This is a genomic window from Geminicoccaceae bacterium, assembly GCA_020638465.1.
Classification (GTDB): domain Bacteria; phylum Pseudomonadota; class Alphaproteobacteria; order Geminicoccales; family Geminicoccaceae; genus JAGREO01.
Window position 1 is genome coordinate 369,239 of sequence record JACKIM010000002.1, and the last position, 18,898, is coordinate 388,136.

The 18,898-nt window shown below is 64.2% G+C and carries 18 protein-coding genes and 1 pseudogene; 14 read left to right on the forward strand and 5 right to left on the reverse strand.

What is annotated here, in order from left to right; all coding sequences use genetic code 11:
- The first annotated feature begins 333 nt into the window (after positions 1–333).
- From H6851_12125 to H6851_12140, 4 genes and pseudogenes are all read left to right on the forward strand, one after another.
- Positions 334–1,122, forward strand: a pseudogene (locus H6851_12125) (helix-turn-helix domain-containing protein).
- A 163-nt stretch (positions 1,123–1,285) separates the two neighbouring features.
- Entirely contained in the window at positions 1,286–2,563 is a 1,278-nt protein-coding gene (locus H6851_12130; GenBank protein MCB9944352.1) for a glycerate kinase, read from the forward strand.
- Complete coding sequence (locus H6851_12135) at positions 2,556–3,095, forward strand: GNAT family N-acetyltransferase (protein MCB9944353.1); 540 nt, start codon at positions 2,556–2,558, stop codon at positions 3,093–3,095. The genes H6851_12130 and H6851_12135 overlap by 8 nt, the downstream gene beginning before the upstream one ends.
- Positions 3,092–4,588, forward strand: coding sequence for an FAD-binding protein (locus tag H6851_12140; protein MCB9944354.1), 1,497 nt, complete (start codon positions 3,092–3,094; stop codon positions 4,586–4,588). Before H6851_12135 ends, H6851_12140 begins: the two co-directional genes overlap by 4 nt.
- A 24-nt stretch (positions 4,589–4,612) precedes the next feature.
- On the opposite strand, the gene H6851_12145 is transcribed toward H6851_12140, so the two are convergent.
- Positions 4,613–5,479, reverse strand: a complete 867-nt coding sequence (locus H6851_12145) for a DMT family transporter (GenBank protein MCB9944355.1) — start codon at positions 5,477–5,479, stop codon at positions 4,613–4,615.
- A gap of 100 nt (positions 5,480–5,579) precedes the next feature.
- Here H6851_12145 and H6851_12150 point away from each other — a divergent pair, with 100 nt between their 5' ends.
- From H6851_12150 to H6851_12160, 3 genes are read left to right on the forward strand one after another with little or no spacing between them, the layout of a single operon-like run.
- Positions 5,580–6,776 (forward strand): FAD-binding protein, encoded by a 1,197-nt coding sequence (locus H6851_12150; GenBank protein MCB9944356.1) that lies wholly within the window; start codon positions 5,580–5,582, stop codon positions 6,774–6,776.
- 3 nt (positions 6,777–6,779) lie between these two features.
- Complete coding sequence (gene glcF, locus H6851_12155) at positions 6,780–8,093, forward strand: glycolate oxidase subunit GlcF (GenBank protein ID MCB9944357.1); 1,314 nt, start codon at positions 6,780–6,782, stop codon at positions 8,091–8,093.
- 7 nt (positions 8,094–8,100) lie between these two features.
- Positions 8,101–8,481, forward strand: coding sequence for a VOC family protein (locus H6851_12160; protein ID MCB9944358.1), 381 nt, complete (start codon positions 8,101–8,103; stop codon positions 8,479–8,481).
- Here the strand turns inward: H6851_12160 and H6851_12165 are convergent.
- A complete protein-coding gene (locus tag H6851_12165) occupies positions 8,456–9,328 on the reverse strand; it encodes a VOC family protein (protein MCB9944359.1) in 873 nt (290 codons plus the stop codon). The genes H6851_12160 and H6851_12165 overlap by 26 nt on opposite strands.
- Positions 9,329–9,660: 332 nt before the next feature.
- Between H6851_12165 and H6851_12170 the strand changes: the two genes are divergently transcribed.
- The 5 genes from H6851_12170 to H6851_12190 all read left to right on the forward strand — a co-directional run bounded on the left by H6851_12170 (position 9,661) and on the right by H6851_12190 (position 14,280).
- On the forward strand, positions 9,661–10,305 hold the full coding sequence (locus H6851_12170; GenBank protein MCB9944360.1) for a glutathione S-transferase family protein: 645 nt from the start codon (positions 9,661–9,663) through the stop codon (positions 10,303–10,305).
- Positions 10,306–10,625: 320 nt separating this feature from the next.
- Positions 10,626–11,015 carry an RNA-binding protein gene (locus tag H6851_12175; GenBank protein ID MCB9944361.1) on the forward strand — a complete coding sequence of 130 codons (390 nt, stop codon included), beginning with the start codon at positions 10,626–10,628 and terminating at the stop codon, positions 11,013–11,015.
- 207 nt (positions 11,016–11,222) lie between these two features.
- A complete protein-coding gene (gene hrcA / locus H6851_12180; GenBank protein MCB9944362.1) occupies positions 11,223–12,296 on the forward strand; it encodes a heat-inducible transcriptional repressor HrcA in 1,074 nt (357 codons plus the stop codon).
- Between the two features lie 110 nt (positions 12,297–12,406).
- Positions 12,407–12,991, forward strand: coding sequence for a nucleotide exchange factor GrpE (gene grpE, locus H6851_12185; protein ID MCB9944363.1), 585 nt, complete (start codon positions 12,407–12,409; stop codon positions 12,989–12,991).
- Between the two features lie 74 nt (positions 12,992–13,065).
- Positions 13,066–14,280, forward strand: a complete 1,215-nt coding sequence (locus H6851_12190) for an argininosuccinate synthase (protein MCB9944364.1) — start codon at positions 13,066–13,068, stop codon at positions 14,278–14,280.
- On the opposite strand, the gene H6851_12195 is transcribed toward H6851_12190, so the two are convergent.
- Genes H6851_12195 through H6851_12205 form a run of 3 tightly spaced genes read right to left on the reverse strand, consistent with a single transcriptional unit; the run spans position 14,252 to position 17,447 of the window.
- On the reverse strand, positions 14,252–15,511 hold the full coding sequence (locus H6851_12195) for a DUF2029 domain-containing protein (GenBank protein MCB9944365.1): 1,260 nt from the start codon (positions 15,509–15,511) through the stop codon (positions 14,252–14,254). The two genes, H6851_12190 and H6851_12195, sit on opposite strands and share 29 nt — an antisense overlap.
- Complete coding sequence (locus tag H6851_12200; protein MCB9944366.1) at positions 15,508–16,251, reverse strand: class I SAM-dependent methyltransferase; 744 nt, start codon at positions 16,249–16,251, stop codon at positions 15,508–15,510. The genes H6851_12195 and H6851_12200 overlap by 4 nt, the downstream gene beginning before the upstream one ends.
- Positions 16,248–17,447, reverse strand: coding sequence for a glycosyltransferase family 2 protein (locus tag H6851_12205; GenBank protein ID MCB9944367.1), 1,200 nt, complete (start codon positions 17,445–17,447; stop codon positions 16,248–16,250). Before H6851_12205 ends, H6851_12200 begins: the two co-directional genes overlap by 4 nt.
- A gap of 267 nt (positions 17,448–17,714) precedes the next feature.
- Here H6851_12205 and H6851_12210 point away from each other — a divergent pair, with 267 nt between their 5' ends.
- Together H6851_12210 and H6851_12215 are read left to right on the forward strand one after the other, a co-directional pair.
- A complete protein-coding gene (locus H6851_12210; protein ID MCB9944368.1) occupies positions 17,715–18,407 on the forward strand; it encodes a methyltransferase domain-containing protein in 693 nt (230 codons plus the stop codon).
- 10 nt (positions 18,408–18,417) lie between these two features.
- Positions 18,418–18,876 (forward strand): isoprenylcysteine carboxylmethyltransferase family protein, encoded by a 459-nt coding sequence (locus H6851_12215; GenBank protein ID MCB9944369.1) that lies wholly within the window; start codon positions 18,418–18,420, stop codon positions 18,874–18,876.
- The last annotated feature ends 22 nt before the right edge of the window (positions 18,877–18,898 follow it).

An 18,898-nucleotide genomic window follows, 5' to 3' on the forward strand; every position in this document is an offset into this window, starting at 1 on the left:
TGTCGAAAGGGGGACCATTTCCGAGGGGCGATGATCCCGGTTCGTTGATCTGGTCCGTTGCGATGTATCGTGCGTCCGCCGGACATCCTGTCAGGCGCGATGCCGGTCACGCAGGAGTGATCCGGTATCTCTCGCGTCCGTGGAATCCACTACAGTGCATCTTGTGTCATCCACCCGATTGCCGCGATATAGTCGCGTCGTGTGGCTTGGCGGGACCGGCGTGCAGTTGTCGCAAGATCGGTGCGGTGATGGTTCGGGCCCGGACCTTTGGGGAAGGATTCAGGAGCGTTGGTCAAGGCCGTCGAGGATGCCGTGCCAGGCAAGAAATCGGGAAGCAGTGGTCAGGTGCAGTCGCTCAAGCGCGCACTCAGCCTGCTGAATGCCCTGGCCACCCATGCCGAGGGGATGACACTCACCGAACTGGCGCAGGCAGTCAAGCTGCCACCGTCAACGGCGCATCGTCTTCTCACCACGCTGGAAAGCGAACGCTTCGTGCGCTTCGAGGCGGGGGATCATTTCTGGCAGGTGGGGGTGCAGGCCTTTATCAGCGGCAATGCCTTCCTGCGCAGCCGCGATATCGCCCGGCTCTCTCGCCGCTTCATACGCCGGCTGATGGAGGAGAGTGGCGAGACGGCCAATCTCTACGTCCATGAGGGGGGTGAAGCCGTCTGTCTCGGCCAGGTGGAAAGCCGCCAGCTGATGCGGGCGATCTCGCGGCCCGGCGGACGGGTGAAGATGCACTGTTCGGGTTCGGGCAAGGCCATCCTCGCCTATCTCGATCCCGAGGAACTCGATAGCATCGTCGAAAAGCACGGACTGCCGCGCTTCACCAATCGCACGATCACCGACCGGACCCTCTTGTGCCGGGATCTGGCGGAAATCCGTGAGCGGGGCTTTTCCATCGACGATGACGAGCACGCCGTCGGCCTGCGATGCGTCGCATCGCCAATCTTCGACGAGCATGGACGGCCACTGGCCGCCGTTTCGGTATCCGGTCCGTCCGCCCGTATCCTCGACACGAATTTCCCGGCTCTGGGGCGTCTCGTGTCATCCGTCGCGATGGAGATTACCCGCGAACTGGGAGGTGTTCCACCGGGCAGCCATCTCGCGCTCGGTGCCTGACGCCATCGCCGCGACATTCCGGGGGCGACCGACCGTCGACACCGCACGGTCCGATGCGGTTGTCAAATGAGGGGCCGGCTGGAATCATGGGACGACATTGCGGTGGGGTGACGCGTCGGGAACGACCGCGGCGGCGGCCGCTCCATCGCGTTCAGGGAGGAACATGCTGATGCTGCCCGGCTCCTTGCTCAAGGCCATGCTCGATGCCGCCATTGATGCGGCCCTGCCGTCGAAGGTGGTGGCGGCGAACCTGCCCGCTCGTCCCGCAGGAAGGGTTCTGGTGATTGGCATGGGAAAGGCGAGTGCGGCGATGGCGCGAGCCCTTGAACAGGCCTGGGACGGGCCGCTCGAAGGGCTGGTGATCACCCGCTACGATCATGCCGTGGCCTGTGACCGCATCGAGATCGTCGAGGCCGCCCATCCGGTTCCGGATGAAGCCGGCCGGGCTGCTGCCGAACGGATGATGCGGCTGGTGAGCGACCTCGGCCCGGACGATCTGGTGATTGCACTGATCTCCGGTGGAGGCTCGTCACTCTCGGCCCTTCCGGCACCGGGCCTCACCCTTGCCGACAAGCAGGAGGTGAACCGCGCATTGCTGCGCTCGGGGGCCAATATCGGCGAGATGAACTGCGTTCGCAAACACCTCTCGGCGATCAAGGGCGGGAAGCTCGCGGCGGCGATCGCACCGGCCCGGCTCGTGACCCTGATGATTTCCGACGTGCCGGGCGACGATCCGGCGGTGATCGCCTCGGGACCGACGGTTCCCGACCCGACCACCCGGCATGAGGCGCTGGCCATCCTCGACAGGTACGGCATTGCGATCGCACCGCATCTCCGGGCCCATCTTGAGAATGACGATTGCGAAACGCCGAAACCCGGTGACGAGGTATTTTCGCTTGTCGACAACAGGATGATTGCGACACCTCAGGCATCGCTGGAAGCCGCTGCGGCCGTTGCCGGGGCCAATGGCTACAGCACCCATATTCTGGGCGATTCCATCGAGGGCGAGGCGCGTGACGTGGCCAAGGTCATGGCAGGCATCGTCAAGCAGGTCCGAAAGCGCGGCCAGCCGTTTGCGGCACCCTGCGTGCTGCTGTCGGGCGGTGAATGTACGGTGACGGTGCGGGGAACGGGACGTGGCGGACGCAATGTCGAATTTCTCAATGCGTTGGCCATCGAGCTGGACGGGGTTCCCGGAGTCCATGCCCTTGCCGCCGATACCGATGGAATCGACGGTGCGGCCGATGTGGCCGGTGCCGTCATCGGCCCGGATACGCTGGGGCGGGCCGAAGGACTGGGGATCAATGCCAGGACGGCACTGGCGAACAATGATGGCCATGGCTTCTTCGAAGCGCTCGGCGATCAGCTTGTCACGGGCCCGACGCTCACCAACGTCAACGATTTCCGCGCGATCCTCATCGAGGATACCGGCGATGACTGATGCGCCGGCGATCCGCACGGCTTCCACGGCGGATCTGGCGGCTGTCCGGGACCTGCTGCTGCGGACATGGAGAATGACCTACATACCCCGGCACGGTGCGCGGAAGGTCGAGGCCATCATCCGGCGCTGGCACAATGATGAAAGGTTGCTGGCCGATATCGGCGATGAGAGTGCGGTCTTCCTTCTGGCGGAAATCGATGGACGGGTGGTCGGACATGCCTTTGCACAGACGGCCGGAGCGACGGGAGTCCGGTTGCAGCGGCTCTATGTCGACCCCGACAGGCATCGGCAGGGTATCGGAACGACGTTGCTGGAGGAAATCATCGACCGGCTCGATCATTCGGTTCTCCGGCTTTCCCTGGAAGTCGACATTCAGGGATCGTCCGCTATTGCATTCTATCAACGGCATGGTTTTGTCGAGGCCGGGCGGACGACATGTAGCGGACCCGAAGACGACAGCGACATCCCGGCCGTGCTCATGGTGCGGGATCTGGGCCGGCACGGTAACGCGGGAAGGGGAGAAGCAGGATGAGTGGCATCGCGATGCCCGAACCGGATCGGGCGATCCTCGCCGACAGGGACAGGATTGTAGCGGCCCTGCGCGAGATTGTTCCCGGCGAAGGGGTCATTTCGACACGTGAGGAACTGCGCGCTTATGAATGCGATGCGCTGTCGGCCTATCGCCAGATTCCGCTGGCGGTGGTGCTGCCCGCCACCGTCGAGCAGGTTTCGCAGGTGCTCCGCTTGTGCGATCGCGAGGGCGTCAAGGTCGTGCCGCGCGGAGCCGGGACCTCGCTTTCCGGCGGAGCGCTGCCGGTCACCGACGGTATCGTGCTGGCGATGGGCAAGTTCAACCGCATCCTGGAGATCGATTTCGAAAATCGCTGCGTGGTGACCCAGCCCGGCGTCACCAATCTCGGCATCACCCGGGCGGTGGAACATGCCGGGTTCTACTATGCGCCGGATCCCTCGTCGCAGATTGCCTGCACCATCGGCGGGAATATCGGCGAGAATTCGGGCGGGGTGCACTGCCTCAAATACGGCCTGACGACGAACAATGTGCTGGGGCTGGAGATGGTGCTGCCCAATGGCGACATCATTCGCCTGGGCGGCAAGCATCTCGATTCGGAGGGATATGACCTCATGGGCCTGATGACAGGCTCCGAAGGTCTTCTCGGGGTGGTGACCGAGGTGACGGTGCGGATCCTGCACAAGCCGCAGACCCTGCGCGCCGTTCTCATGGGTTTCCCCAGTGTCGAGGCGGGGGGCGATTGCGTTGCGGCGATCATCGCCAGAGGGATCATTCCCGGCGGTCTGGAGATGATGGACCATCCGGCAATCAATGCAGCCGAAGACTTCTGCCATGTCGGCTATCCGCGCGATGCCCAGGCGTTGCTGATCTGCGAGCTGGATGGACCCCAGGCTGAAGTCGATCACCTGATCGGGACGGTCACCGCGATCGCAACGGATCTTGGTGCCACCTATCTCAAAGTGTCGCAGAGCGAGGAGGAGCGTCTCGGTTTCTGGGCGGGACGGAAGAACGCTTTCCCTGCGGTGGGAAGGATCTCGCCTGACTACATCTGCATGGACGGGACCATCCCGCGAAGCCAGCTTGCCCATGTGTTGCGGCGTATGCAGCAGATGGGCGCAAAGTACGGATTGCGGGTGGCCAATGTGTTTCATGCCGGTGACGGAAATCTCCACCCGTTGATACTCTTCGATGCAAACATACCCGGCGAGCTGGACAAGGCCGAGGCGTTCGGTGCCGACATTCTGAAGCTGTGTGTCGAAGTGGGAGGTGTGCTTACCGGAGAACATGGCGTTGGTGTGGAAAAGCGCGACCTGATGCCCGAAATGTTCACCGAGGACGATCTTGACCAGCAGGCGCGCGTGAAATGCGCTTTCGATCCGTCACAGATCCTCAACCCGGGAAAGATGTTTCCGCGGTTGCATCGCTGTGCCGAACTCGGCCGCATGCACGTCCACAAGGGCGAGATACCGTTTCCCGAGCTCGAACGGTTCTGACCGGGCGGGATCGGGCATGTTGCCTCAGCGGCGCTGCGACCGCCGTCCGAGCCAGACGAAGAGGATGGTGAGCGCTGCGGCTGTCAGCAATCCGGCATCGAGTGGCTCATGCAGGAAAACCGCTCCTGCGGCGATCGTCATGTAGACCTGCAACAGCTGGACTTGCCCGACCTCGGCAATGCCGCCCAGTGCCATACCTCTGTAGAAGAAGAAAAAGCCGACGAATTGAGCAAAGATGGTGATGTACAGGAGGCCGGCCCAGGAGGGAGCTCGCACGAAGGCGAAGTTCCCGGGTGCGCCGAAAACGACCAGTGGCAATGTTATCGGCAGGGCGAGGACCAGCGCCCAGGCGATCACCTCCAGCCCCGCCCGCCTGCGGGCGAGCGCTCCGCCGGCAGCGTGACCGATTCCGGCGCAGGCGGCCGCAATGACCAGGTAGAAATCTCCGACTGTCACTGTTCCCGAACTGTGTTCGAGAACATAGGCGAACACCGTTGCGGTCCCCAGTGCGGCGAAGAGGAAGAAGGGCCAGCCCGGTCGTTCCCCTCCCAGCGGGATGGCGGCGATCGCGGTCATGAACGGCATCAGCGCGAGCACCACGCCACCATGCGAGGAGTCGACGGTGAGCATGGCGAACGCCGAGAACAAGGGGAAGCCGAAGACCACGCCGAGGACGACGATCATCAGCCGCGTGAACTCGGCACGTCGCGGGAGGGATGCGCGGACGGCGGCCAGATAGGCGAGCGATATCAGCCCGGATCCCGCCAGCCGCACGCCGGTAACGAAGACCGGCGGCAGGTCGATCACCGCCAGGCGGGTGCCTGGCAGAGACAGGCTGTAGATCGCGACACCGGCAAATCCGTAGAGCAGCCCCTTCGACCGGTCATTCATGGCTGCTCCTCGATGTCGGTTCTGGCAAAAGCTTGCTATGGAGTGTCGGGCAGACGATCGCTTCGGACAAGATCGTATGTAAACAGGGGGAGGAGGGGCTTTGACTTCGAGCCATCGCTTCAGGCCCGCAAACATCGGGCAGTTGCAGCAGGTGGTGGCCCATGCGGTCGCCGAAGGAATGTCGCTGGACGTTCGCGGGCATGGCAGCAAGGCCGGTCTGGGACGTCCGACGGAGGCGGCAGGTTGCCTGGATACGAGCGGCCTTGCCGGTATCGACATGTACGAGCCCGACGAGCTGGTGATGTCGGCCGGTGCCGGGACGCCGCTCGCCGACATCGAGGCTGCATTGGCCGAAAAGGGGCAGGTCCTCGCCTTCGAACCGGCCGACTACGGCCTCATTCTGGGCGGTCCGGCGGGGTGCCAGACCATCGGCGGGGTTTTCGCCGCCAATCTTTCCGGGCCGGGACGGATCCGCTCCGGTGCCGCCCGCGATCACCTGCTCGGCCTGCAACTCGTCACGGGGCATGGCCAGATCATCAAGACCGGCGGCCGGGTGGTGAAGAACGTGACGGGCTACGATCTGTGCAAGTTGCTCAGCGGTTCGATGGGCACGCTTGCTGTGATGAGCCATGTGACCTTCAAGGTTCTGCCGGCAGCCGAAACCTCGGGTACGTTGGTGTTATGTGGCAATGATGAGACAGTGTTGCTGCAATGTCTTCGGGCAGCCATGGGCTCACCCTTCGACGTGTCCGGTGCCGCGATGCTGCCGGCCTCCGCCGCAGCGCGATCGGCCGTCGGCGAGGTGGCGGCGGCCGGCCAGTCTCTCGCTCTTGTCCGCGTTGAGGGACCATCGCCATCGGTCGATTATCGCGTCGACGAGTTGAAAAAACTGCTTGCCGGCAACATTGTCGAATTCGGTCTGCTCGACCATGCGAGCGGGTCGGCAATCTGGAAGGAAATTCGCGATGTCCGCCTGCTTCCGACGGACGGACCGCTATGGCGGGTGTCGGTGGCACCGACGGCGGCTCTGGACGCCGCCGGATCGACGGGTGCCCGCATCTTCGACGGTTCAGGCGGGGTGATCTGGCTGGCGGGCGATGAGGACGGCGTGGTGCGCCAACGGGCAATCGCCGCAGGCGGGCATGCGATGCTGGTGCGTGGCAGCGGGGATCTTCGCCTGCGCATCCCGCCGTTCCAGCCGCAACCCGATGCCCTGCACCGGCTCAGTCAGCGCGTGAAGAACAGCTTCGATCCGAGACATGTCCTCAATGCTGGCCGGATGTACGAGGGGATTTGACCCATGCAGACATTCTTTACCGAAGCGCAGCTTCGCGATCCCGACATCGGCGAGGCCAATGCCATACTGCGCAGCTGTGTCCATTGCGGTTTCTGCACGGCCACCTGTCCGACCTATGTCCTGCTCGGCGACGAACTCGACAGTCCCCGCGGCCGCATCTACCTGATGAAGCAGATGCTGGAGGAAGACCGGCCGGCGACCGAAGAAGTAGTCAAGCATATCGACCGGTGCCTGTCCTGTCTTTCCTGCATGACGACCTGCCCATCGGGTGTGCACTACATGCATCTGGTCGACCATGCGCGAAAGCATGTCGAGGAGACCTATGAACGGCCGCTCGAACAGCGCCTGCTGCGCCGTATCCTGGCGCGCGTGCTGCCGAACCCGGGACTGTTCCGCCTGTCGCTGATCGGTGCCGCCATCCTCCGGCCGTTCGCCCGCTTCCTGCCGGGTTCGTGGGGAGCGATGCTCGCGCTCGCTCCCCGCAGCGGGCCCCGGCCGCCCAGTCCTGTCGATCTGCCCGGAACGCATGCGGCCGTGGGCGGCCGTCGCATGCGGGTGGCGCTGCTCAGCGGTTGTGCCCAGCAGGTGCTGGCACCGGAGATCAACGAGGCGACGATCCGCCTGCTGACCCGCCACGGTGTCGAGGTGGTGATTGCCGACGGCATGGGCTGCTGCGGCGCACTGACCCACCATATGGGGCAGGAGGAACAGGCCCTGGTCGCCGCTCGTGCCAATGTCGATGCCTGGACCCGCGTGCTCGACGAGGGCGGTCTCGATGCGGTGGTCATCAATGCCTCGGGCTGCGGTACCACGGTCAAGGACTATGGCCACATGCTGCGCAAGGATCCGGCCTATGGCGAAAAGGCGGCAAGGATCGCGGCGTTGACATGTGACATCACCGAACTGATGGCCCGTGTCGAACTTCGCCCGCCGGTCCATGGTCGCGATCTTGCCGTCGCCTACCATTCGGCCTGCTCGATGCAACATGGCCAGAAGATCACGATACTGCCAAAGGACCTGCTCACCCGTGCGGGTTTCACCGTCAGGGACGTGCCGGAAGGCCACCTGTGCTGCGGATCGGCGGGAACCTACAACATTACCCAGCCCGATATCGCCCGCCAGCTCAGGGATCGCAAGGTCGCCAATATCGGGCGTACCGGCGCGGACATCATCGCTGCGGGCAACATCGGCTGCATGGCCCAGATCGCCGGGGGGACGTCGCTTCCCATAGTGCACACGGTCGAGCTGCTCGACTGGGCCACGGGCGGACCCGAGCCGGCAGCACTTGCCGGCCTCCTTCGGCAGGTTCGGCGATAGGCCGCCGATGCCGGTCATCTCGCTCGATCATCTCGTGCTCACCGTCCGTGACGAGGCGGCGACGAGGGCCTTCTACTGTGACGGCCTCGGCATGATCTGGACCACGTTCGGCGACAATCGCCATGCGCTCGCCTTCGGGACCCAGAAGATCAACCTTCATCATGTGGAGCGGACATTCGAGCCGAAGGCCGAACGGCCGACCCCTGGTTCGGCCGATCTGTGCTTTCTTTGTGACGAGCCGCTTGAGGATGTTTCCCGGCGCATGGAGGGGGTGGGGCATCGTGTGATCGACGGCCCGGTCACGCGTACCGGTGCTGTCGGGCCGATTCTCTCGATCTACTTTCGCGATCCCGACGGCAACCTCATCGAAGTGTCTCGCCCGGCGTGAATTCGAGGGCCACACCGAAGGCCTCATCGGGCTGTACGGTCAGGCCGCCATCGGTTTCGACGCCATAAGGTACGCCCTGCACATCGAGAAACCGGCGCGCTTTCGCGGAATTGCCGGTTTCGATTTCGAGCACTGCCAGAATCGGTTCATCCACCTCGTCGGGCCAGTCGAAGGCCGGATGGAGCAGGGCGGCGTCGCCGGGCGAGGTGAGCAGGATGGTGGTGGTGCCGGCATGGGCGGTGACGACGTCATCGGTGCGGGTGAGGGCCGATCTGCCGAGCAGGCGGGTAAAGGTATCGGCCACCTGTTCGACGCCGGGAACCAGAACCGTGACGCTTCTCAACCTGCGGGCCCCGTTGGGATGGCTGGTCCATCCCGGGCGGCGCAGCAATTCCGGGGTAAGGTGATGACATGCGAAGAGGGGCACGCCGGCGCAATCGGCCCGGTCCAGCATGACATTCTCGAAGGCCACGTCGATATCGCCGTCGGGACTTTCGAGCAGCCGTCGGAGCGGGCGGAATTCCGCGCTGGCAAGTCCCGCCTCCCGCCACACATCGCGGGTGATGTGAGGATCGCCGGAGCCCAGTGCCAGTCCCATCATGCCCTGCCGCTTCTCCAGGAAGCGGTCCAGGCCGTTGGTGAATTTCTCCGCATCGACGATGCCCAGAAGCTCGATATAATCATCGTCCAGCATGATGCAGTAGTTGGCTGTCCCCCAGCCGATATGTTTGCCTTTGGGTGAGGAGTTGAAGCCCAGACGGGCAAAGCCGCTGCGCGCCGCGTCGAGGTCGCGGACGCCGACCAGCACATGGTCGAGCCCGGTGATGGCGCGGTTCGATGTAGCCATGTCTGCGCTGCCCTGTTCTCGTCCTGCCGGAAGGGATGGGCGAAAGCCGTCGTCACGCGGCTTTTACCCGATTGCGGCGCTGTCGTGTGCCAGCGCCAATGAAGCATCTTGGCATTCTTGTAAAAATAAGTAAATATACCTATATATTGTATATTTCCCTATCTGTATCTATCTGGCCGATATTGTGCCGTGCGGACGGCTGGACTGGTCACCCGGATGGTGACAATGGTCTCCGGGCAGCCCGACACGATCAGGTCTGCTTGCCGCAGGCATGAAAATTCAGCGTTTCCGACTATCGACAATTCGGGAATACTTCCAAGTGGAGAAATACCATGAGTCGTTTGACGCTCGTTCTGGGCAACCGCAACTATTCGTCATGGTCATTGCGGCCATGGCTGCTCATGCGGATGCTGGACATCGATTTCGAGGAGATCGTCATTCCCCTCGATCAGGCGGATACCCGAAAGACCATTGCCCGATACACTCCCGCGGGCCGGGTGCCCGTGCTCATCGACGGCGACCTGCATGTCTGGGACTCGCTGGCGATCATGGAATACCTTGCCGAATCCCACCCATCCGCATGGCCGGCCGATCGCCGCGACCGTGCCCGCGCGCGCTCGCTTGCGGCCGAAATGCATTCGGGCTTCATGGGGTTGCGTGAGGAATTCCCCATGAACATCCGCGCAGGCGGACGCAGGATCGAGCCCGGTGCCGCAGCAGCACGCGATATCGAGCGGGTGCGCGGTATTTTCGAAGACTGCATGGAAAAATCGAAGGGACCGATGCTGTTGGGGAACTTCTGCGCACTGGATGCGATGTTTGCGCCGGTGGTCATGCGCTTTCGCACATACGCCCTCGAATTGGGTCCACTTGGCGCAGTTTATGCTGATAAAATCGTCAATCTTAAGCCAATGCGCGAATGGTCAGAGCATGCTCACGAGGAAACATGGCGAATTGAACATGAAGAAGTCGGATAACCACCATCGGAAATATTCTCTCTACTGACGGTTTTAACGCGTGAATGAAAAATGAACGCGCATTTCTTCTCGCCTAGCGACAAAGATGGCCTTATACTGATGTAGTCGTCCATAGCTCAAGGTCATCGTCGCACGTTTTTTCATGCAATCATCTCGAAGTCGAAAGCCACGAACGGTACCCGGCGCGGGTACGAGGTCAGCGGCGATGACAGGCGCATGGCGCGGGAACGGCTGGAGACGGTGGTATATTGAAATGACGGCGGCAGTCGTGGGCTCTTGGAGGGCGGGTCGTGCACCTTGTCGTCTGCTGGAGCTGCTCTATGAGCAACAAGATTTTTGTCGCCAACTTTCCGTTCTCCGCCACGGTGGAGGAACTGACCGATCTGTTCAGTCAACATGGATCGGTCGTATCCGCCAAGATCGCCACGGATCGGGATACCGGTCGGTCCCGTGGTTTCGGTTTCATCGAAATGGGCAGTGCCGAAGAGGCATCCCAGGCCATCGAGGCCCTCAATGGGCATGATGTCGGTGGTCGGGCTCTGGCAGTTCGTGTTGCCGAAGAGCGTCGCGGTCCTGGTGGTCCGGGCGGTGGTGGCGGTCGTCCTCGCCGTGGCCCGGGTGGTCCACGCTTCGGCGGTGGCGGCTTTGGCGGCGGTGGTTTCGGCGGTGGCGGCGGCTACGGCGGTGGCCGTGGCGGTCGTGACTACTGAGGCCGGCGTTGCGGGCTGAGTCTTTTCCGCGATCGTGACAGGCGTCGGGTGACCGGCATTTGCCGGTGCCCGGTGCGATGGTGGCCGTTCGCTGGAAGGGGTGTCGTCATGTTCGTGCCCTGTGTGTGTCATCCGGCCATTGATACGGCGGGGCCGGGTCCATACATAGAGCATGGTTCACGACAGCATCGCTTGTAGTCCCACCGCATGATCGTCCAGCTCAACGCTCGTTCCCGAGAGGTCTTCAAGCACATCGTCGACTCCTACATGGCGTCGGGTGTGCCTGTCGGTTCGCGCACGATCTCCCGTCGCCTGCAGGAGCAGCTCTCGCCGGCCACCATCCGCAACGTGATGGCCGATCTTGAGGACCTGGGCCTGTTGTTCGCGCCTCACACCTCGGCCGGCCGCCTGCCGACCGAGGCGGGCCTGCGCCTCTACGTCGATGGCCTGCTCGAAGTCGGCGGCGTCAGCGACGAGGAGCGCGAGCGCATTTCCAGCCATTGCGCCGGTGTCGGCCGCAGCGTCGAAAGCGTGCTCTCGGATGCGCTGGAAACGCTTTCCGGCCTTACCCACTATGCCGGCATCGTCATGGCGCCGACAACCGAGCGGGGATATCGTCACGTCGAGTTCGTGCCGCTCGGCCCCGGCCGGGCCCTCGTGGTGACGGTCGCCGACAACGGGCTGGTCGAGAACAGGGTGATCGAGGTGCCGCTGGGCATGTCCGCCTCCACGCTCGTCGAGGCGGGGAATTTCCTCACGACGAGACTGGGCGGCTGCACTCTTTCCGAGGCGCGGCGACGGATCCAGGACGAGATACGGACCCAGCAGGGCCAGCTCGACGAACTGACCCGCAAGGTCGTCGAGGCGGGGCTGGCGACCTGGTCCGACGGTAGCGAGAAGGACGGCCTCCTCCTTGTCCGCGGGCAGGCTAAACTCCTGGAGGACATCAACAATCTTGTCGACCTCGAACACATCCGCAATCTGTTCGAGGCGCTGGAAACCAAGCGCAGCTTTCTCAACCTCATCGAGATGACCCAGCAGGGCGATGGAGTGCAGGTCTTCATCGGTGCCGAGAACGAGCTGTTCGCGCTTTCAGGCTATGCGGCGATCATCGCTCCCTATCGTTCGGGCGAGGATCGTGACCGTTCCGTTGTGGGTGCCATCGGCGTGGTCGGCCCGACCCGGATGAACTACTCACGCATCGTGCCGATGGTCGACTACACCGCAAGGGTGATCAGTCAGATGCTCGGCAGTCCCGATAATGGCGAGAAGGATCCATGACCGATATCAGGAAGAAACCTGCGTCCGCCGAGCAGCCGCATGACGAAGCCGCGACGTTCGACGATGCGCAGATCAACCATGAAAACCCGCCCTACGGCGCTGATGCCGGCATGGCGGGCGAGGCGCTCGACCCGCCGGTGGGCGAGACCGTCGAAGCCCCGGCCATTTCCATCCGTTCATGGACCGACGAACAGGTTCGCGAACTCAAGGATCAGGCCCTGCGGCTGATGGCCGACATGGAGAACCTGCGCAAGCGGCATGACCGGGAAATGGACGATGCGCGCAAATATGCGATGACCGGCTTTGCCCGCGACCTGCTCGAGGTGGTCGACAATCTCGGCCGGGCTCTGCAGGCCGTGCCGCCGGACGAGCGGGGCCGGAACAGCTTCCTCGACACGCTGGTCACCGGGGTCGAGATGACCCAGCGCACCTTGCTGGGGACCTTCGAGAAGCACAAGATCCAGCAGGTCGTTCCCAATCGCGGGGAGCGCTTCGATCACAACCGCCATCAGGCGATGTTCGAGGTGCCGACCAACGATTTGCCGGCCGGATCCGTTGCCGATGTCATCCAGCCGGGCTATGTGCTCGCCGAACGGCTCCTGCGGCCGGCTCTGGTCGGCGTCGCCAAGGCAGCGCCTCAGGGGATGCCCGGACAGGCGCCCCAGGGCGGCGGCACGGTCGATACGTCGGCCTGACGGCCCGGATCGGGGATGCCGCCGGCCTGGACGGCCAAACAAATCATGACGAGCAAGTGTTGAAGGGGTAGGGGATGTCGAGCGACGTCAGGAAGGTCGTGCTTGCCTATTCGGGCGGGTTGGACACATCGGTCATCCTGCGATGGCTGCAGGATGTCTATGGATGCGAGGTCGTGACCTTCACGGCCGATCTCGGTCAGGGCGAGGAGCTGGAACCCGCGCGCTCCAAGGCCGAGATGATGGGGGTCAAGGAGATTTACATCGACGACCTCCAGGAGGAGTTCGTTCGCGACTTCGTCTTCCCGATGTTTCGCGCCAACACCCTCTACGAGGGCACCTACCTGCTCGGGACGTCGATTGCCCGGCCATTGATCGCCAAGCGCCTGATCGAGATTGCGCATGAGACGGGAGCCGATGCCGTGGCCCACGGTGCGACCGGCAAGGGCAACGACCAGGTGCGCTTCGAACTCGGCTGCTATGCCCTTGATCCCTCGATCAAGGTGATCGCACCGTGGCGCGAGTGGGATCTCAACAGCCGCGAGAAGCTGATCGCCTATGCCGAGAGCCGGCAGATCCCGATCCCCCGCGGCAAGCGCGGCGAGCCGCCCTATTCCACCGATGCCAACCTGCTGCACATCTCCTATGAGGGGCAGGCGCTGGAAAATCCGTGGACCGAACCGTCGGACGAGATGTTCACCCGTTCGGTTTCGCCGGAGATGGCACCCGAAACGCCGACCTATGTCGAGATCGGTTTCGAGCGTGGCGATGCCGTCAGCGTCGATGGTGAAGGATTGTCGCCGGCGAAGCTGCTCATCCGGCTGAACGATCTGGGCGGAGCCAATGGCATTGGCCGGCTCGACCTCGTGGAAAACCGTTTTGTCGGCATGAAGTCGCGTGGCGTGTACGAGACGCCGGGCGGCACCGTGCTGCTGGCGGCGCACAGGGCGATGGAGAGCATCACGCTCGATCGCGGTGCCGCTCACCTCAAGGACGAGATCATGCCGCGCTATGCGGAGATGATCTACAACGGTTTCTGGTTCGCGCCCGAGCGTGAAATGCTGCAGGCACTGATCGACAGGAGCCAGGAGAACGTGACCGGCACGGTGCGTCTCAAGCTCTACAAGGGCAATGTCAGCGTTGTCGGCCGCAAGGCGCCGCGCAGCCTCTACAGCGAGGAATACGCGACCTTCGAGGCGGATACGGTCTACGACCAGCGCGACGCCGAGGGCTTCATCAAGCTCAACGCCTTGCGCCTGCGCATCAAGGCCCTGTCCGAGCGGCTGGGCTGAGGCGGCTGACCGTGACGGGCAGGGTGCGTCCTTCCGTTGCCGGCTGGCCGCCAGCGCGGGAGCGCTCCTCTGCCCGGAGGCAGCCGACCAGTGCCGTTGCGGCCAGCGGCAGGACCGGCAGGCCGTGGGGCATCAGCCCGATGGACAGGAAGGGTGCGAACCACACGGCAACCAGCGTGAGGCGCAGATGCGGCCCTGAGGGGCTCCGGAGGAGCATCCGTTCGGCTGCCAGCATCACGGCCGGTACCAGCAGCACGCTGTCATAGGCATAGCAGAAGGGTGTCGCCGCGAAGGTCGCGGCGAGCCCGGCGGCGATGAGGGCCGGCCTGTCCGTTCGGCGGGCGATGCCGGCGAGCATGGCGGCCAGAGCGAGAATCAGGGCAAGCTGGCCGAGTTGTGCCACTGGCGGGGACAATCCCCAGGACATCAATGTCGCGGCCAGGGATCCGAGCCAGGGCAGCAGGTGGTCGAGATTGACGGTCATCTGTCCGGAAAACATCTTCACCGCCGCCAGCCAGCTCAACCATAGGTCGAAACCGTGGAACAGGGCCGACAGGGCCACCATCATACCGGTGGTGAGGGTGGCTGCGACCAGTACGGTCCAGGCACGGGCCAGGATGAGGACCAGTGGTATCATGAGGCCCAGTTGTGGTTTTATGGTGGCAAGGCCGATGAGAATACCGGCGCAAACCGGCGCGCGGTCGAGGCGCAGCAGCCCGCCGGCGAGCAGCGCCGCCGTCCAGAACCCGGTCTGGCCGAACGCGATGTTGACGAGGCTTGCCGGTGCTGCGGCGATGACCAGCAGCCGCACCGGCTTGCGGTGGCCTTCGACGGCCCAGCCGAGGATGCCGAGCGAGACCGCAAGCCAGAGGAACTCCGCGCTTGGGTAGTCGAACATCGCCAGCGGGCGGATGACGGGCAGCATGGTGGGCGGATAGACGAACGGGTGGAATTCGCCCGTATGCCAGCGATAGTGCTGTTGAAGCGCAGTCAGCGCCTGAGGGTCGTACAGGTCGGCGACCGTTTCGAGCAGACTGCCCGCCAGGATCCGGGCGGTCGACCAGAAGACGAAAAAATCGCTTGATGACGGCCCGTTACGCCAGGTCATGGCCAGATGAGCGATCATCACCAGCATCGACAGGCCGAGGATGACACCGCAAAGCCCGCGCTCGCGGGAAGGCTCGACGACCCCTGCCGAAGACGCGGGACCGGCGCATGGCATGGCGGTCATGCCTGCGCTTCGGCCAGCAGCAGGCAGCCCATGCGGTCTTCCAGGCCCAGCGAGCGCGAGCGTGCGGCGGCATCGCTGGCCCTCCGGCCGATCGGTGCGAGAAAGGGCCCCGAGAGCTGGAAGGATCGGATCCGCACATCCTCGAAGCCCGCGCATTCGATGAGGTGGCGCAGGCTGTCGCGGTCGTAGCGGGTGATGTGCTCTATCCTGTAATCGACCTCGCCCAGCATCGATACCAGCGGCTCCAGCAGCCGCCACGGGCTGCGGTAATTCGGTGTGGTCAGCACCAGCCTTCCGCCCTTGCGCAGGATCCCGTGGACCGTGCGCAGCATGGTCAGGGCGGCTTCGCGCGGAATGTGTTCGATGAGTTCGACCGAGGTGACGACATCAAAGCTGGCCGGTGCGAAGGGCAGGGCATCGGCGGTGCAGGCGACCCAGCCCGTGCCGCCATGGGTCGCCTTCGCATAGGCGAGTTGCCGGGTGGCGAGGTCGACGCCGACGGACCGGCCGTCGCCGAACATCCCGATGAACGTGCCGGGGCCGCAGGCGATGTCGAGATGGCTGTCGAAATCGCCCATGGCTTCGCGTACACGCTCGAATTTCTGCCTGTGCCAGCTCGACTGGATGCCCGGCCGGCGGGTCGCGCGATCGTAGTATCCCTGCGGTACCCGGTCCTCGAAGCCACAGCCGACGTTTCCCGGATCATGGATGGCCCGGGCGGACGATGAGAGAAGGGTCAATTCATGTGCTCCTGCAGGATGCCGGGTTCGAGTGGTGCCGGCGGATCGGGTGCGGGGTGCCGCGGCCGGGACCAGACGAACAGCGAACTCATGGCGAAATTCAGCGGCGAGCCGATGGCCGTGCCGAAGAGACCGGCCACCCACCAGCTCGCGCCGAACTGGTAGAGGAAGTCGGCGACCGCGAGATTGGCCAGCATTCCCACACCGCTGATCATGTAAAACCGCAGGAGGCCGGCGACCTCGCCCAGGCCGTGCAGGCGCCGTGCGCGATAGGTCAGTCGGTTGTTGACCGCGAAGTTGATGGTCATGGCGGCACCGGTCGCGCTGGCCTGGGCGATTGCAAAGGATACGCCGCTGCCCAGGTGGAGCAGGGCGAGGGCCAGCATGTGAACGATGGCGCCAATGACGCCGGATGCCAGAAAACGCAGGAATTGGGGCGGAAGCATCCGGCGCATGCTCTTGTGCGCGAGCAGGACGAGCAGGTCGATGGCCACGGTGAGGTCGAGCTTGCTCGTGCCGAGTTCGCGACTGCGCATGGTATAGGGCAGCTCCAGTATGCGCGGCGGGCGTTCGGCCGACAGCAGCAGGTCGACGAGAATCTTGAAACCGTTGCTCGACAGGCGCCGGGCGGTGCGGTCGAAGAAGGTACGGCGCAGCATGAAGAAGCCGCTGAGCGGATCGCTGACCGGTTGCCGCAACACGGCTCGCACGATGAACGTGCCGATCCGGCTGATGCGCAGGCGTTCGCGCGCCCAGTCGCCGGTGCCGCCGCCGTCCATGTAGCGGCTGCCGATGACCACGTCGTGCCGGCCGTCCCGCAGTCGTTCGAGCATCAGCGGCAACAGTCTTTCGTCATGCTGCCTGTCGGCATCGATCACCGCCATGAAGGGGGCAGATGTCGCCAGCATGCCCTCGGTGCAGGCGGTGGCGAGACCACGGCGGTAGAGCCGCTGGATCACACGGATGCGGGGATCGCCCTGCGCCATCGACCGGGCGCGGGCCGCCGTGCCGTCCGGTGAATCGTCGTCGACGATGATGATCTCGAAGGCCGTTCCGTCAAGGGCATTCGCGATGGCATCGACCAGTGGCCCGACATTGTCGCGCTCGCGGTAGGTGGGAACGATGACCGCGAGCAGCGGGGCCACGGGCAGCATCGCCCGTATCGCCTTCGGATCGCTCGTGGGTTCATCGCTCATCGGTCGGGCATGTACCGTCCACTGTCCTCGCCTTGGACCAGTCTCGCACGGCCCGGTAAACATTGCGTGAATGCCACGCGCCGGCTGCCATCGGCAGGACGCGTGTTGTCAGGCGGGTTCGTGGCGGTCACAATCGGGTGGCCAGCGACGGTGAGAGCGAGAGGGAGAGGGCGGTTGACGGATGGGGTGACGGATGGACAGGCTGCGGGGCAGCGATGGTCGGCTGATGGATATGCGCGCCATGCGCGCTTCGTGGCCGATCTGGGCATGCCGGTGGTCGAGTTGCTGGCGCCGAGCCTTGGCGAACGTGTGCTCGACCTGGGTTGTGGCGACGGGGCGTTGAGCGAGAAGATCGCCGCATTGGGTCCCGAGGTGGTCGGTGCGGATGCCTCGCCCGATCTTGTCGAGGCAGCTCGCGCGCGGGGGCTGGAGGTCGTGCTGGTCGACGGCCACGAGCTTGCCTTCGACCGGGAATTCGATGCCGTGTTCAGCAATGCGGCGCTGCACTGGATGAAGCAGCCCGAACGGGTGATCGCCGGTGTCGCAAGGGCCCTGCGTCCGGGCGGGCGGTTCATCGGCGAAATGGGCGGATTTTCCAATGTGGCGGCCATCTGCACGGCCCTTCGGGTGGCCATCGGCGAGCAGGGGGCGGACGGGTTGGACGTCCGGCCCTGGTACTTTCCGAGCCCGGCGGAATATCGCGGGCTGCTGGAAGCGGCGGGCTTCACGGTCGAGCAGATCGACCTGATCCCGAGGCCGACGCCGCTGCCCACGGGCATGGCGGGCTGGCTTGAGACATTCGCATCCCCCTTCCTGCGGCACATACCCGAAGATCGCCACGCGGCGGCATTGACCCGGGCCGTCGATATTCTTCGTCCGGCCCTGTGCGACAGTGCGGGAAACTGGATCGCCGACTATGTCCGCCTGCGTTTCCGGGCGGTCCTGCCGGTCGGCGGCTGAGGGGGCGGCGATGCGCATCCTGCGCCATCTGGACCTGCCGCCGGTCTATCTGCTGTTGGTCGGGGCAGGCATGAGCCTGCTCGATTCAGCAGTGCCGCTGGTACGGTTCTCGAATGGCGACGCCCTGTCGGTTGCGGGATCGGTCATCGCACTGGCGGGGCTGGTTCCGGCGATCCTCGCCGCCTGGCGCATGTGGCGTGCGCGAACGACGATCCATCCGCATCACCAGCCCAGCGCGCTCGTGACCGGTGGCATCTTCGCCCTGTCGCGCAACCCCATCTATGTCACCGATCTCCTGTTGCTGGAAGGCTGGGCGCTCCACCTTGGAAGTCTTTCACCCTGGATTGGGCTTCCGGTCTTCATGATCGTCGTCACGTGGCGATTTATCCGACCCGAGGAAGATCGCCTTCGAGAGACATTCGGCGATGCCTACACTGCCTATTGCCAACGTGTCCGCCGCTGGATCTAGTGCATCGATCCAGACAGATCAT